At 40.9% G+C, this 15,595-nt stretch carries 11 protein-coding genes; 4 read left to right on the top strand and 7 right to left on the bottom strand.

Annotated features, from left to right (window positions below):
* Positions 1-32: 32 nt before the first annotated feature.
* On the bottom strand, positions 33-1,370 hold the full coding sequence (locus QNM16_RS14080) for an NAD(P)/FAD-dependent oxidoreductase (protein ID WP_284021076.1): 1,338 nt from the start codon (positions 1,368-1,370) through the stop codon (positions 33-35).
* Positions 1,370-1,927, bottom strand: coding sequence for a GNAT family N-acetyltransferase (locus QNM16_RS14085; RefSeq protein ID WP_284021233.1), 558 nt, complete (start codon positions 1,925-1,927; stop codon positions 1,370-1,372). The genes QNM16_RS14080 and QNM16_RS14085 overlap by 1 nt, the downstream gene beginning before the upstream one ends.
* Positions 1,928-2,224: 297 nt before the next feature.
* On the opposite strand from QNM16_RS14085, the gene QNM16_RS14090 reads away from it, so the two are divergent.
* Positions 2,225-3,646, top strand: a complete 1,422-nt coding sequence (locus tag QNM16_RS14090; RefSeq protein ID WP_284021234.1) for a chitinase — start codon at positions 2,225-2,227, stop codon at positions 3,644-3,646.
* A 37-nt stretch (positions 3,647-3,683) separates the two neighbouring features.
* Here the strand turns inward: QNM16_RS14090 and QNM16_RS14095 are convergent, their stop codons facing one another.
* Together QNM16_RS14095 and QNM16_RS14100 are read right to left on the bottom strand one after the other, a co-directional pair.
* Complete coding sequence (locus tag QNM16_RS14095; protein WP_284021077.1) at positions 3,684-5,042, bottom strand: hypothetical protein; 1,359 nt, start codon at positions 5,040-5,042, stop codon at positions 3,684-3,686.
* A 451-nt stretch (positions 5,043-5,493) separates the two neighbouring features.
* Complete coding sequence (locus QNM16_RS14100; RefSeq protein WP_284021078.1) at positions 5,494-6,879, bottom strand: FG-GAP repeat domain-containing protein; 1,386 nt, start codon at positions 6,877-6,879, stop codon at positions 5,494-5,496.
* Between the two features lie 285 nt (positions 6,880-7,164).
* Here QNM16_RS14100 and QNM16_RS14105 point away from each other — a divergent pair, with 285 nt between their 5' ends.
* Both QNM16_RS14105 and QNM16_RS14110 read left to right on the top strand, forming a co-directional pair.
* Positions 7,165-8,391 carry an RsmB/NOP family class I SAM-dependent RNA methyltransferase gene (locus QNM16_RS14105; RefSeq protein WP_284021079.1) on the top strand — a complete coding sequence of 409 codons (1,227 nt, stop codon included), beginning with the start codon at positions 7,165-7,167 and terminating at the stop codon, positions 8,389-8,391.
* 106 nt (positions 8,392-8,497) lie between these two features.
* A complete protein-coding gene (locus QNM16_RS14110) occupies positions 8,498-8,749 on the top strand; it encodes a DUF2999 family protein (RefSeq protein WP_063364275.1) in 252 nt (83 codons plus the stop codon).
* Positions 8,750-8,803: 54 nt separating this feature from the next.
* Here the strand turns inward: QNM16_RS14110 and QNM16_RS14115 are convergent, their stop codons facing one another.
* The 3 genes from QNM16_RS14115 to udk form a co-directional block, all read right to left on the bottom strand.
* Positions 8,804-11,812, bottom strand: coding sequence for a TonB-dependent receptor domain-containing protein (locus QNM16_RS14115; protein WP_284021080.1), 3,009 nt, complete (start codon positions 11,810-11,812; stop codon positions 8,804-8,806).
* A gap of 383 nt (positions 11,813-12,195) precedes the next feature.
* Positions 12,196-13,419, bottom strand: a complete 1,224-nt coding sequence (locus tag QNM16_RS14120; protein WP_046354077.1) for a NupC/NupG family nucleoside CNT transporter — start codon at positions 13,417-13,419, stop codon at positions 12,196-12,198.
* A gap of 17 nt (positions 13,420-13,436) precedes the next feature.
* Positions 13,437-14,066, bottom strand: a complete 630-nt coding sequence (gene udk, locus QNM16_RS14125) for a uridine kinase (protein WP_039610702.1) — start codon at positions 14,064-14,066, stop codon at positions 13,437-13,439.
* Between the two features lie 310 nt (positions 14,067-14,376).
* On the opposite strand from udk, the gene QNM16_RS14130 reads away from it, so the two are divergent.
* Positions 14,377-15,591: a phosphopentomutase gene (locus tag QNM16_RS14130; RefSeq protein WP_284021081.1), complete on the top strand. Its 1,215-nt coding sequence runs from the start codon at positions 14,377-14,379 to the stop codon at positions 15,589-15,591.
* Positions 15,592-15,595: the final 4 nt, after the last annotated feature.

Here is a 15,595-nt window from a genome sequence, read left to right on the forward strand (position 1 = left end):
TCTGTTACAATAGTTTTTGGTAAAGCCTGTTACTAAAACAGACGATCCTTGAGTTGCGCATAGTGATAAAAGCTCAGTTGGCCTAAACGGCTAAGTCGCGCAAAGGGCACTTTAGGCGCGGCGGATTGATAGATTGGCAGCGATGGCGTATCTAATGACATGGTCATTTGCGATAAGCGATATGCTGCTTGGGTACTGAAGGCGACGCCTGCGCCACAGTAGCCAATGGCATAGCCAACGCCATCTTGGAAATAAATATGAGGATGGTCATCCAAAGTCGCTGCAATATAACCATGCCAGTAATAATCTGTCTCGATTGAATTAAGTGCAGGGAAGCCATTTTGCATGGCGCCTTTGAGGTGGGTTTGGTAGGTTTGCTTGTTTTGATCTTTCCCATACACAGCACCTCTACCGCCAAATAACAGTCTGTTGTCTGGTAATAGTCGGTAGTAATATTTGAGCGTTCTGGTATCCATCATGACTTGGTGTGTTTTGAGGCCCGTCTCGGCTAACTCGTTACAGGTAAGTGGGCGGGTAACCAAAATACTACTTAATATCGGGATATATTTATGATTAATCGCAGGGTGAAAACGTTTGCTGCCATAAGCATTTGCAGTAATAAGAAGTTTGTTGGCTCGCAGTAAGACATCATTTACCTTTACTGTGTGAGTGTTACCCATTTTAGGCATATGTTCTGCAAGGCTGTGCTCAAAGATATCCACACCGGCCTTTAATGCCACAGTTTTGTATGCACTAAGGAGCTTTAAAGGGTTTAGTCCAAAACCATGCTGATTTCTTACTGCCCCGTGGGTGTTAGGCATATTCAGGTAGTGCTCTTTAAGCTCATTGGGTGTGATAACCGATAACTTCTCATCAAAAAAGGCTTTTTTTGCAAACTCATAACCTTGATATAAGGCATCCATTGCAGGTTTAGAGTGGGCAATTTTCAAATATCCATGTGATTGTTTGTCGCAGTCGATACTGTGCTCTTGAATTAACCTTTCTAAACGAGTTACACCATTTTGGTATTCATTATATACCTGTGAAGCAATATTTAGTCCCCACTTTTTAACCATGCTTAATGGAGTTAATCTGCCTGTGGTGGGCAATGCAAACCCGGCATTTCTCGCGCTTGCACCAAATCCCACTTGGTTCGCTTCAAGTACGCAGACCTTTTGATTGTGCATAGTGGCAAGATAGAAGGCGGTTAGTAACCCGGTAAAGCCGCCCCCAATAATGATAACATCATACATATCAGCTTTTGTGGGCTGCTTAATGTCTGTTTCTAGGGAGAATTGACTTGCCCAGTAACTAGAAGGTAGCGGCTGACCTTTGCAATTAGCTTGATAAAGAGGGTCGTAGGTACTCATTAAAATTCAATGACCATTTCAGCGGCCTGACAATGACACTCATTACCACAGATGGGGCATTCATAGCCATCATTTATACAGTTTTCAAGCCATCGATCATCGTGCAGTTTTACCAGTTTTCCCCCTGATTTGGTGAAGTATTTAACTGCGCCATTACCTGGACTTTGACGCCAAAGATGAGCAACGCCTGCCTTTGCACCCTGCTGCTTTAAAACGGTGATTGAAGCGGCTAATAATTTGGGGCCAATACCTTGTCCTTGTGCATCTGGGTGAATGGCAATGCATTTAAAGTAAGCCATGGCTTCAACGGCAACGGGCCACTCTGTTGGGGTACACCATTTGTCTATTTCCCACTGACTTGGGCAATAAGTTAGCCTCAACCCCACCACACGGTCTTGTTCATCAACAGCAATAAATGAGGAATTTAAGCCATTTCTTAGACCCATTTGATAAATTTTCTCAAGCTTTTCTTCATCGAGATAATTTTCTCCATGTACTAAGTTACCGAGAGAAATAACTTGAGAAAAATAATCATGGCTTAGCTGAGTTAATCTAATCATCTTACTTGTTCTTTTTTCTAATAATATTTCCCTATTTTGCAGAAGACTGAGTGATAATCAAGTTTGCATTTGTTCAAAAAATGGGTAATTCACATTGACAGCGATGTCAATGTGTAATATTTGTTAATTTGATGAGTATTGATATTCATCAAGTCAAAAGCAGCTGGTTACTGCTTTTTAGATACAACATACAAATAAAAATTGAATTCTAATTTTATTTAATTCAACAACATGTAAAGGTAAATTATGAAAAACTGCAAAAAAGGGGTAAGTAAACTTACCAAACTCGCGGCTATGTGCATGCCAATATTGTGTGCAAGTGCGGTTACCCATGGAATGAATGTGCAGCCTGATCCTAACAATCCAGGTGGATATGTTGTTTCTCGTGCAGATTTAAATACAGCGGAGCAAGCATTGACTGCAGATCCAATGTATGCAATTTGGTCTAAGGCACTTGAAACACGCAGCAATACGATTGTTGAAGCAATTTTACCAGGAGCTGCGAACAACCCAAGTAACGTCCAACGTGTTGAGCGGGTTTTTGGTCAAGCTGAGTGGGACTTTTTGACGCAAATGGCTGCGCCTGAGTACACATACACACGCTTTTTGCGTGCGATTGGTAAGTTCCCTGCTTTTTGTGGTGAATATACAGATGGCCGAGATGCCGATGCAATTTGTAAAGAGTCTATCGTTACGGCATTTGCTCATTTTGCTCAGGAGACCGGCGGTCATATCTCTAAAGACAACACGTCTGACAATCCAAATGGGCTAGAAGAGTGGCAGCAGGCACTTGTACATGTCCGCGAAATGGGTTGGTCTGAAGGGCAGGGCGGTTATCGTACAGGGTGTGGTCAAAATGACTGGCAAAACCGACGTTGGCCGTGCGGTGAAGGGCAAGGCTATTTCGGCCGTGGTGCAAAACAACTCTCTTATCACTTTAACTACGGTATGTTCTCTGAAGTCATGTTCGATGGGGATGCAACTGTACTGTTGAATGATCCAGGTCGCGTCGCAGATTCATGGCTTAATTTAGCATCTGCTATTTGGTTTTTCTTAACGCCGCAAGCGCCTAAGCCTGCCATGTTACATGTGATCGATAGAACTTGGGTGCCTTCACAGGTGGAACTCAATGCGGGCATTGGCTATGGTTTTGGTACAACCATCAATGTTATAAATGGCGGGATTGAGTGTGGAGAACACAATCGTTATAAAGGCCAGCCTGTAAATCGTATTCGTTATTGGGAAGGGTTATCCCACTACTACAACATTCCAATTGAAGCGGATGAAGAAAATACATGCTGGCAGCAAACCCCTTTTGGTAGTCTGAATCTCGATGGCGCAAGTGGTGTGCTTTACACTAATTGGGAAGCGAACTGGGCACATTACTCAGACAGACCGGGCGGCCACTCTTTCGAGTGTAAATTAGTCGGATATCAGACTGCATACTCTGCACTTGTTCCTGGCGATTATGAAAAATGCGTAACGAATTTCTATCAATCACACACAGGGTGGCCAAGTGTCACAGTAGTTGACACATTACCGCCAATCGATGTTAAGCCGCCAGTAGGGGGAGTAAAAGCGTGGGATAGCAATAAAGTCTATCTTAAAGGTGATAAAGCCAGCTACCAAGACAAGGTCTATGAAGCGAAGTGGTGGACCAAAGGAGATACACCGAGTCCAACAAATACAAGTGGACCATGGAAATTAATACAATAAATAAGTAGGGGAAACTAAGCGTTTCCCCAAAAGATGATTATGGCTGGTGGGTAAGACTATAGCTGGCCATTTTATCAAACAGCTTTGACTCTACGCGTTTCTCGAAGCTTATCATACTGTTTAAATAGGCGGCTCTTAAGTCGTTAAATGTATGCTCTGTATTTAGCGCGCTCAGGGTTAAGGTAACGGACAAATCATTAGGCTCAATTTCCTGAACGACGTTATCAAATTTTAGTTGTGGAATCGTTTCTTCTCCATCAGTGATAATCTGCCAGTGAACTTTGCCTTGAACGTCACTCTCCCATTTGTAGTTAACGATGGCGAGATTTACTCTGTAATCTATCGCACTAAAATCTAACTCAGCCATTTGAGACTCATCTTTGATTGAATTAACAAATGACTCGTAGGCAGAGGTGAGCACATCATTTAATTGGATATGTGTAAGATCTGATACTTTTCCTTCATCACTAACGCGATTCATTGCAGTGAAATATGAAGTATATGACAGATCATCTGTGAGCTGCATATGAAGTGGACGGTTTAAAGATAAATAATTGACCGTTGCTAAGTCATTGAAAATCACAAGCTGGTTCTTGTCTTTATAAGATGGGTTGATGTAAGCGGCTTGGTTTACTATCACTGAGTGTACTTCGTTATTACCTGAATAAGATGAAAAACTAATTGTCTCTTGGTCATCAAACTGTATAGCACTCAAATCTACCGGAGTGCCAGAAGCCGTGATTTGCTGATCCGATAACGTGATAGTTGCCTCTTTTGATGTATCAAATAATCCACCTTTGTGACCCACTTCAGATTGAGTAAATACAAGTGTTTGGGCTTCAGTAGCGCAAGTATTGAACTGTTCTTGTGCTTCTGATAATAAAATAGGTGTTGCGCTGACGTTAAACGCTGTTGAGTCAGGTGCTTGTGCTTTAAGCGTTGTTAAATCGTATGTAATTGCACTGCATCCACAAGGTTCTTTATCATTAAAGCTGAGCGAATCGATTTTAAATCCTTCAGCAACATTCAATAAGGTTTGGATCTGCAGATGCCTATCACCATTTTCAGTAGTGGTATTATAAACCAGAGAAATATGTTGTGTATTTTCAGGCAGCAATGATGCTATTTCACCAGATGTAGATGTTCTCTCTGTAGAAATAAAACTCCCATCTGCACTGTGATAAACAATATCGGCTACAACTTTTTCACTGCCACATGTATTGCTTTTGAATGTGGTTAAAGAAAAATTTGGTTCTACAGTGCTTGGTGGGTTTTCTGTGCTTGGTCTCTCTGCGACAGGGGGAGTGGCTGGAGTATTATTATCACTTCCTCCACATCCTGTGAGTTGTAGCGCACCTAGTACGGCAATTAAAAGTCCATTCTTTTTCACGTTCATTATTAGTCCTTTTGAGTATGTTTTTTGATCAAAGTGGAATGGTACAACATGATTTACCAATGTTAAATGTAAGAACCCTATTTATTAAATAATAAATATTATATAAATTTAATGCTAATGAGTGATAGGGATATCTGATAAGCTAGTATTGTGGTTTTTTAACAGTAAAAACTTTTTAGCCAAACAGTAACTATAGTTAATGTATAAATCTTTCTTCTTTATTTTAGAGTGAATTAACAATTCGAGTATTTCTGTCACTTTAATTATTAGTCTGTCGTACTATAAAGCAACCATTGTAGTATGTTTTTTTGTATGTGGTTTACTTATCATTTGTTTTTCTTCTGGTCGCTGAGTCAAGGTCTCTAATTTTTATCAAGAAATTGTGAGTCGTGTTGTTGGTGAGAGCACAAAATTACTAGGGGCATTTTAAATACCCCTAAGATAATAAAAGTTAGTTTAATAGTGTTTTAATCTCAACTTTGCCTTGTTTGTCTGCGTACTTGAAAACAAAATCTTCTGTGCCATTTTCATCAACGTCAACAAGTACAATATCGTTAGGGTTATTAGGTAGAGTATGGTTTATCTTCTTTTGTTTTTTTCTTAATAGATTATTACTTTCACCGTAAAAAATACTTAAAGTATTATCCGAAGATTTAAAAACCAAATCATGCTTATTATCACCATTTAGGTCGCCAGTATAATAAGGCATGCCTTGCATAGAGCGTTTCATATCAACTTCTAGTTCAATTTCCTTTTCTGTATTTGGTGTCGTTTTAAATAACGTATGTGGGTGTTGTTTAAAAAAATGCATGTCAACGTCAATATCAGCCTTTCCCCCACCTAGTGCCATCGCTGCAATGGTCGTTAAGCCGATGTCGACATTAAGAGTTTGTAGATCAAGTAACCCGTCACCATCAAAGTCATATTCGATACGCATTCCTCCAACACCTATTGTGTGGGGCAACTTTATAGCCCCTGAGTTAAAGCCTTTAGCTTGGCCCAGATATAAATCATATTCTACTTTGGCCTCAAGGCCTGATATACCCTCAGTCACAGGCCGTATTCTAGTGACTAAATCTAAATGCCCATCTTGGTTAATATCTAAAAGGTCTTGTGTAGTACGAATCCGGTTACCCGTAATTTTTCCAAATGAGGTAGGAAGATGAATATATTCCACATTCGGTGCGTAACCTGTTTTATTACCATATAGCACTGCGACTTCTTGGCGAGTGCGAAATACTAAATCGGGAAAGCCATCAGCATTAAAGTCATGAACTATGGGTAAAGAGGTAAAGTTTGTGCTGATTTCAAGCGATTCTCTATAGGAATTGCTTCTTAGAGGTAAGTTATATTCAAAGTCATGCTTTATAAATTGTCCATTTGGCTGTTGAACAAAAAGCTCATTACGAGTAAATCCAGGTAAATAAATATCACTTAAACCGTCACTATTGGCATCTAAAATAAATTCGACCTTCTCAAAGTCATCTACCTGTAAGCGAGTGAGCAAACTTTTTGATTCAACAAGTTGTGTTGTTTTGTTCTCAGTGACTAAATAGACGCCACCATTATCTAATACGAATGCTTGAACTTCACTAGAATTTGCGACATGTCCATAATGGAACCCTTTGGATGTTGCATTGATTGGCAGTTTCTGAGAGGTATTTTGACTCAAATTGATACGTTCTAACGCTTTTTCTTCTTTATTAACGGCGAAAACGATCGGAGAGTTTGTTAGGACTAATGGGCTATCGGTGTCTATTTTTAGTGGCATCTGAGCACTATAAGCATGGTTTGATACGATCATCCCAGTTGTCAAAATAGCTTTAAAGTTCATCATGTTTCTCCAAAACACAAATTTATCCTTTACGAGTAAAAGATTTTATTTGGTTATTTTTTCTTTATTACCAACTAGAATGACTGAGTTAGCATTATTAACTTGGTATTAGTTGTACTTGTTTATAAATAGTTCAATTTAGATGCTATGTGAGTAGCTCTTAGCGTGCAATGCAGAGGTTGTAATTATTTGTGACGACCTGCATGAAAAGGAGTGGTTTATTAAGTGGTGTAAGAACCACAAAAGCGCTACAATTCGCGCCTTGTACTACACAAATGAGAAACCACCGTGACTGCACCCCGCCAACTGCTAGAGAGCCTAAATAGTGCCTTATTACAGGCATCAACATTGGAACAATATGCTGACAAAGTAGTGCAACAGCACTTACAAGCAAACCTCGCTTGGACTGTCGAACAGCGCGCATATTTTGTTACAACTCTCTACGATTTGATCCGCTATAGTCGAAAGCTTTGTTGGGGGCTTGGCCGTCGAGATTTAGTTGACTCTGTCACTGGGTTAAATTCAGATGATGCATGGCATATGTGGGGCGCTTACACTTTACTGAGCGGGCAAACACTCCCAGAGATCCCTGAAGTATCAGCACTGAATATCGCTAATATCGAAAATGAACTCGCCAGTGCGCCTGAAGATGTGCTGCTGAGCATGCCTGCTTGGTTGGATGAGCGAGCGCGAAAGGAGTTGAGCACGGAGTGGCATAAAATAGCCAATGCGCTTAACAAGCCGGCTGAACACTTCATTCGAGTGAATTCACTCAAAAGTGACGTTGTGAGTGTCCAAGAGAGTTTAAGGAAAGAGCAGATAGCTACTGTGCCTGTTGATGGTTTACCAAATACTCTTAAAGTTGAGCAAATGGGGTATTTGTTTAGAACAGATGCATTTCAAAAGGGTCATTTTGAGATGCAAGACGCCGGCTCTCAGCAAATTGCCAGCTTATTGGATATAAAGCCAGGCATGAAAGTAGTGGACGCGTGCGCAGGTGCGGGAGGAAAAAGCCTCCATATTGCGGCTTTGCTCGAGAACAAAGGGCGTTTATTATCGCTAGACATCCACCAATATAAGCTGGATACATTAAAAAAGCGTGCTAAGCGTGCAGGCTCTCATGTTATAGAAACACGTCTGATCCAAAATAGTAAAACGATCAAAAGGCAAAAAGAAAAGTTTGATCGTGTGCTTTTGGATGTGCCTTGTTCAGGTACGGGTATATTACGTCGTAACCCGGATGCAAAATGGCATTTGAATGAGCAAAATATTGATGACTTAATTGTATTACAAAAGGATATTTTGCAAAGGTACAGTCAGATGTGTTGTGTGGGTGGCAAGCTTGTCTATGCGACTTGCTCTATTTTACCTTCTGAGAATGGACAACAGGTTCAAGCATTTTTAGCTAATAATCCAAATTGGACTTTAGAGGACGAATTAAGCTTAGTTCCCGGTGTAAATAGTGAATATGATGGTTTTTACGGCGCAGTATTAGTAAAAAATGATATTTCATGATTTATGGGGTTGAAGTTACACGCTTTTGACCCAACAAAAAAGAATATATTGCTAGGCGCATATTTGACTGCATCTAGCGAACACATTAATAGTTTAAGGTTTGACAATGAATCCTATTATCGCACTACTTAAAGAGCACAATATTTCTGATGAACAAATTAAAGCGGTATTTCAGGCATTAACTGAAAACCCTTTAATGGCAATGGCGACTGTACAGCAATTGCCAATTCCACCTGAAAAATTACAGCAACTGATGGGGCTTGTGATGCAAAACCCTGCCTTAATTAAAGAGGCCGTTGCGGAACTTGGATTAGATTATTCGAAAGTAGAAGCTGCGAAGGCACAACTAAATAAGTAACTTACGATAACATCCGTTAAAAAAGGCTTCAACATGAAGCCTTTTTTGTATTTGTTAAAATGTGATTTGTGCACCCAATGAAACAAAGCGACCTCGTCCGCCTCCATAAGCACTATGAAAGTTGCCATTCCCCCCAATGATAAAGGGCCCATTGTTATTAAACAGGTTTTTTACATTGCCAGAGAGTCTTAATGTCGCTCCTTGTAATTTTTGACGATAAGATAGTTGAAGCGAGTGAGTGGTGTATGATGGAAGGTCATTACCCCAAAGAGGTTCTGGGTTGTCGATACAGGTGTCTGACAGCAGTGCACATTGTTTACTATTATCTTGCATAAAACCAAGCCAATTCTCAGATACTTGCTTATTGCGTGTTATACCGCTTTTAAATTGTGTATGCCATGACACTTGCCATTTATCATATTGCCACAAAAGAGAGGCTTTGCCTGTATCTGCAAAAATATGGTGATTTAAATACCCTTCGTGTATTTCAGTTACACGTCCATTGATGTGTTCAGATATTAATGCATGCTCAATCACATGATTCCAATTCAATTTAAATCTGAGCTGGCCAAGACGATTTAAAGTGTGTGTATAGTGAATCGCCGCATCATAGCCTTGTGTAAAGAGTTGGTTTGCATTGACTAAGCGCTGTTGTAACTCAATAATTTGTCCTTCACTGTCTCTTTTTATCGCTTGGCAAAATGGGTTCTTAGGATCAAATGGTGTGTCTGTTTTATAACACCTATTCATAATATTTTGATGTGAAAGTGATGTGATGACGTCTCTTATGCTAATCCGATAATAGCTTGCATTAATGGTCATGTTAGCGATTGATTCAGGCTCAACTTGGAGCTCAACCGCGAAGCTATCGGCAGTTTCTTCGGTGAGCTCTGGATTTCCCAAGTTTGGCGAGTAGCTGTTATTACGATCGTGAAAAATCCCCTCTTTTTTTATTACATCACTGATACTCGTTTCCTTTCTGCAGTTGTCATGACCCATCAGCGTTGATGTTGCGGTTACGCCATTACATAAGTCTTGAAAGGCATTGTAGTCGCCTCTTATGGGAGACATGAGCTCAGTGATTGTTGGGGCTCGCATCGCCTTTGCCCAATTAAACTTCGCAGTATAATGTGTCGTGGGAGTAAAATTGAAACCAAGATTATAGCTCTGAATAAGTCCCATATTTGACCAGCTATAATCCGCTGCGCGTGCAGCTACAGAAAGGCTTAATTGCTGTGCAAATCGCTTATCTTTGAGCAAAGGTACAGACGCTTCCATAAAGACTTCATAGCTAGTGACATCTCCAGAAAAGTTAGGAATATAGTTAAAAGTCACTCCCCCTTGAGGCACGTTGGTGGAGACATTTTGACTGTCCCTTCTGTAATCTATACCAAAAGCACTTAATAAAGGGCCTGACGGCAAGTTGATAAGTTCACCACTGAGTGTGGCGGATAAGGTTATTTGTGAAAGGCGAGTGGTCAGTTTAGGGTTCGCTCGTATATAACTTGCGGCCGCTGGGCTAATCGCGTTTTCCCCAAATAAGTTGATTGGGGTGCAGCCAGCTTTTCTGGCGTCTTCATCTATGCACTCTATGGAACCATCAGGTAACTTGTGGGCGTTAAGTGCGTTTGTGACATGAGCAACGTTTAATTCGTTATAGCGGATTTGTTGTTGAGTAAACTGACCAAAGCCAAGTGAGGCATCCCATTGCCAGTTATCCCACATGATTCCATTGAGACCAGCCCACGTACGCAGTGTAGCGCGCGAGTTATCATTGGTGACGGCGCCGACTTCTTGAAACAAACGATCCCATTTTATATCTTGGCTATTTGCACTTTCTTTGATCGCTGGCGGGATATAAGGATTAGTGTAGGGGATTGCGCCAATACAATCTGAACCAAATTGCTGTGTGTGTGCGTTATAGGTGATGACCAGATCACACTCATCTTCGTTTTCTGGGGACTTTATATTTTGACTATCATTTTTGCTGTAATGCAATTGAAAATAGGCCTGCTTACCTGATTTAAAATCAAATTCATTTTTGATTGCTAGGTTGAGTTGCTGGCTGGGTAGTTGCAGTAAACTGTATTGATTAAAGTGCAAACCATGCACTTCTTCTTGCCAGTTATTTCGCAATGTTTGCTCATCATACCAAAAGCCTGAGTTAGGCTTAAAGCTGCTTGATTCATTAAAAACCCCTCCCGGTAATGCATCGCTTAACGAAGTCCAATCATTTTGATCAATATCACGCATACAGCGGTATGCACTCTGTTGCTTAGGGTCATACAGTGCGGTGAGCATCGTATTGCACATTCTTTTTGGGTCATATCGCCAGTCATCCTGCTGTTGAGCGCGGCTTCTGTCCCAGTAATCCAAGCCAAAATGTTCGATGTAGGTGGCGCTAAGCAGTAGTTGTCCCTGCTGGTTGCTATACTGAAGTCCAGTATCGGCATTGAAGGCGATTTCACGTGCACCGCCCGCCACGCTCTCGCCCACAGTTAAATTAATTGTTGTGTCGTCTTTGCTTTGCTTAGTGATGATATTGACGACACCTGAGATAGCGCCAGAGCCGTATGCTGCTGACGCGCCACCTGTAATAATTTCGATATTTTTTATCATACCCTTAGGTATGGTAGAAAGGCCGACCAACTCACCTGAGTAACTATTTGAAACGACTCGCCTACCATCAATTAAAGTCAATGTTCTGTTAAGTCCTAAACCGCGTAAATCGACAGTTGAAAGGCCTGAGTTATGCGTACTATTTTGAGAATTTAAATGACTTACTCCCTCATTAATCTGAACAACTTCATCAATGAGAATATCCGATAAAGAGGCATATGCAGACTGACCGATTATGTCGTCGGAAACACGAGTGAGTAAATGCGTGCTATTGCTTTGTGCTATGTGCGACCCCGTTACTGTGATGCGCTCAATATTTTGAACCTCTTGCTTATTTCGTTGTTTAGCGATGGGTGCTGCGCCCCCTTTACTCGCATTAAAAATACAGAGGGTAACAAGTACAAATATAGAAAAAGCGTTATTAATTTTTTTACTCGATGACACTAAACTTCCTTAAACACACTAATTAGGCAGTAAAAAAACGCACGTAATAAGAAACTTCTCTTCTGTGAAGAGTTTCTTTTACGTTCTCAAGAGCAGTTCGCAGTATGGTTATTGTTTATTAATTTATAATTATATGTTTATTAAATGTGAATTAAAAGTGGGTTTAGATGAGAAGGTTGATTACATAAAAGTTGTTTGTGAATTGTGTCAATGAGACTTGTGGAAAGTGATGAGAGTCTAGGTGACTGTATTTATGATGTATTAGAAACGATAAAAGGGCCATAAAGGCCCTTTGGAAGTATCGTTCAAGTTAGTATGGCTACCCTAACCCCTTAAGGCAACCAACCAATTGTTTTGCAAAAGCGGCATATCTCGTTAAGTTTCTAAGCTAGCGAGAGGAAAAAACCTGCTATTGCTGCACTCATTAGGTTAGCCATTGACCCTGCTAAAACCGCCCTGAGCCCTAAGCGTGCGATATCCTTTCTACGACTAGGAGCCATACCACCTAGTCCGCCTAGTAAAATTGCAATCGACGATAGGTTAGCAAATCCACATAACGCAAATGTGACAATTGCTTGGGTGTGTTCAGATAACCCATCGCGATAATTCATAAAGTCTAAGTAAGCAACGAATTCGTTAACTACTAATTTTTGGCCGATAAAACTACCTGCCGTTACAGCTTCTGCCCAAGGTACACCAATCATCCAAGCTACTGGTGCAAAGACATAGCCTAAAATTTCTTGTAATGTCAGCTCTGGGTGATTAAACCAGCTGCCAATTCCGCCAAGTAAACCGTTCATCAGCGCGATTAATGCGACGAAGGCCAGTAGCATAGCACCTACGTTAAGTGCTAAGTGCATGCCGCTTGAAGCGCCTGCAGCCGCTGCATCGATGACATTAACTGGCTTTTCTTCACCACTGTCTACTTCAGCTAAGTTTTCTTTGGTTTTTTCTGTCTCTGGCACAATCATTTTGGCCATTAAGAAACCACCAGGTGCTGCCATAAAGCTTGCTGCGATCAAATATTTTAAATCAACACCAATAGCAACATAACCCGCCATGACTGAGCCTGCAACAGTTGCAAGGCCACCAACCATAACGGCAAATAACTCTGATTGCGTCATTTTAGGAATGAACGGCTTCACAATAAGAGGTGCTTCTGTTTGTCCAACGAAAATATTCGCGGTAGCAGAAAGCGACTCAGGTCGTGATGTTTTAAGAAGCTTTTGTAATCCGCCACCTAAAATTTTAATTATCCATTCCATAATCCCGAGGTGGTATAAAACACCGACCAACGCCGAGAAAAATACAATGACAGGCAAAACCTGAATTGCAAATACAAATCCAATTGACTCTTGCGCAGCCAAAGGACCAAATAAGAAGCTAATTCCATCATTGGCATAACCAATTACTGAAGAAACTGCTGACGACATAGCGGCCAACGCGTTTTTACCAGCTTCTATAAAGAGTACAAAGCCGCCGATGACGACTTGCATTAAAAATGCGATACCTACAGTTCGTTTATTTATTGCGCTGCGGTTCGTTGAAGCCGCGAAAGCAATACCTAGTAGCATCATCATGCCTACTAGGCTCATTATTGTTGTCATGCCAAAATGTTCCCGTTTTATTCTTGCAGCAAATATTTTATTTTACTTTTAATAATATCAATCGCAACGCGATTCATACCGCCACGGGTCACGACCAAGTCGGCATTGTGCTTCGATGGTTCGATAAACTGATAAAACATCGGTCTAACCGTTGCTTGATACTGCTCAACAACAGAAGAAATACTTCTGCCTCTGTGCTCGATATCACGCTGCATACGGCGTAATAAGCAAATATCAAGCGGGGTATCAATAAATACCTTTATATCAAATTCTTCTATTAATGCTGGGTCGCTTAACAGTAAAATCCCTTCGACAATTAATATTTTTGCCGGATTTACTGTGCGTGTCTCACTACTGCGCGTGTGTTGAGCATAATCATAAGTAGGTACTTGTACTGATTTACCTTGACGCAATTGTTCAAGATGCTCTTTCATCAACGCATGCTCAAACGCATCCGGATGGTCATAATTTGTTTGAGTTCTATGCTCAAATGGCAAATGCGATTGATCTTTATAGTAAGCGTCTTCTTCTATAACGGCGATAGCACCTGATTCAAGTTCATTTACTAATTCGTTATATATTGTTTGACTAAAAAGAGACTTACCAGACGCAGAAGCGCCAGCTATGGCTATAATTGTTCGTGTCACTAAAGTTCACACCCAGCTATTGTTGACGTTGGAAGATCACAATAGCAAAAAAGACACGATTAATCTCTTTTGCCTCGCTTAATGAGCAAATTTAAATGTTTTGCCCCATTCAAAACAGGACTTATGTCCGCTGGTATAACCAGATTTTTTATTTATTTAAAATGGGAACTAAGAAGATATATTATGGTTTTGTGACAGCGGACTAATGTCCTGTACGATATATTTAGCTATCAATAAAGTAACGACCTCTGGGAGCAAAGATGCTTTATAAAAACAAAATACGGCCCAGACAAAAGATGAGAGGTGATATATGGCAAGAGCAATTATTTTAATGGCAGATAGCCTTGGCGTTGGTGCAGCACCAGATGCTGAAAAATTTGGTGATGTAGGTGCCAACACGTTCGCTCATCTTTTGCAAGCATATAAAGAGGAAAAAGGTTCTGCACTATCTATCCCTAATTTAACAAAATTAGGCTTAGTAGATGCATGTGAAGCTGCAGGCGGAAAATCATGTGAAGTTGCTGAGCGTATTGAGCCGGTAGCAGCATGGGGTTATGCCAAAGAGCTTTCTAGTGGTAAAGACACGCCGTCTGGACACTGGGAAATGGCAGGTGTACCAGTTTTATTTGACTGGGGCTACTTTCCAAATACACAACCTTGTTTCCCGCAAGAGTTTATTGATGAGCTGTGTAAAAGAGCGGATATCCCAGGCATCTTAGGGAATTGTTACGGTTCGGGCACAGTGATTCTAGAGCAATTGGGTGAAGAGCACGTCAAAACTGGCATGCCTATTTGTTACACCTCAGTTGACAGCGTATTTCAAATAGCCGCTCATGAGCAGTCATTTGGCCTTGAAAAGCTTTATCAAGTATGTGAAATCGCACGGGCACTGCTTGATGAAATGAACATAGGACGAGTGATTGCGCGGCCGTTTATAGGCACTTCGAGTGCCGACTTTATTCGTACAGGTAATCGTAGAGATTATTCTGTTCTACCACCGGCACCAACTGTTTTAGACAAGTTGGCTAATAGCGGGGGGGAAGTGATCAGTATTGGTAAAATTGCAGACATTTATGCACACCAAGGGATCACACAAAAACACAAAGCACCTGGTTTGATGAATTTATTGAACAAGACCAGTGAAGTGATTGACTCAGCGCCTGATAACAGCCTGATTTTCACAAATTTAGTAGATTTTGATGAAAAGTTTGGTCATCGTCGCAACCCAGTAGGATATGCCGAAGCGTTGGCTGAGTTTGACGCCTACTTACCGACAATTTTAGGTAAGCTAAAAGATGACGATGTGCTATTCATCACGGCGGATCACGGTTGCGACCCTACAGCGCCGGGTACTGATCACACAAGAGAATACGTGCCTGTATTGGCATACCGAAATGGAATGAACAATACTCCATTAGGTGAAAGAAACAGCTTCGCAGATATAGGTCAAACACTTGCCCAGTGGTTTAACCTAGAAGAATTAGAATATGGTGACGGCTTTGCCGACAAGTTGGTTACAGCTTAAGTTA

The organism is Pseudoalteromonas umbrosa (assembly GCF_030125375.1).
GTDB lineage: Bacteria > Pseudomonadota > Gammaproteobacteria > Enterobacterales > Alteromonadaceae > Pseudoalteromonas > Pseudoalteromonas umbrosa.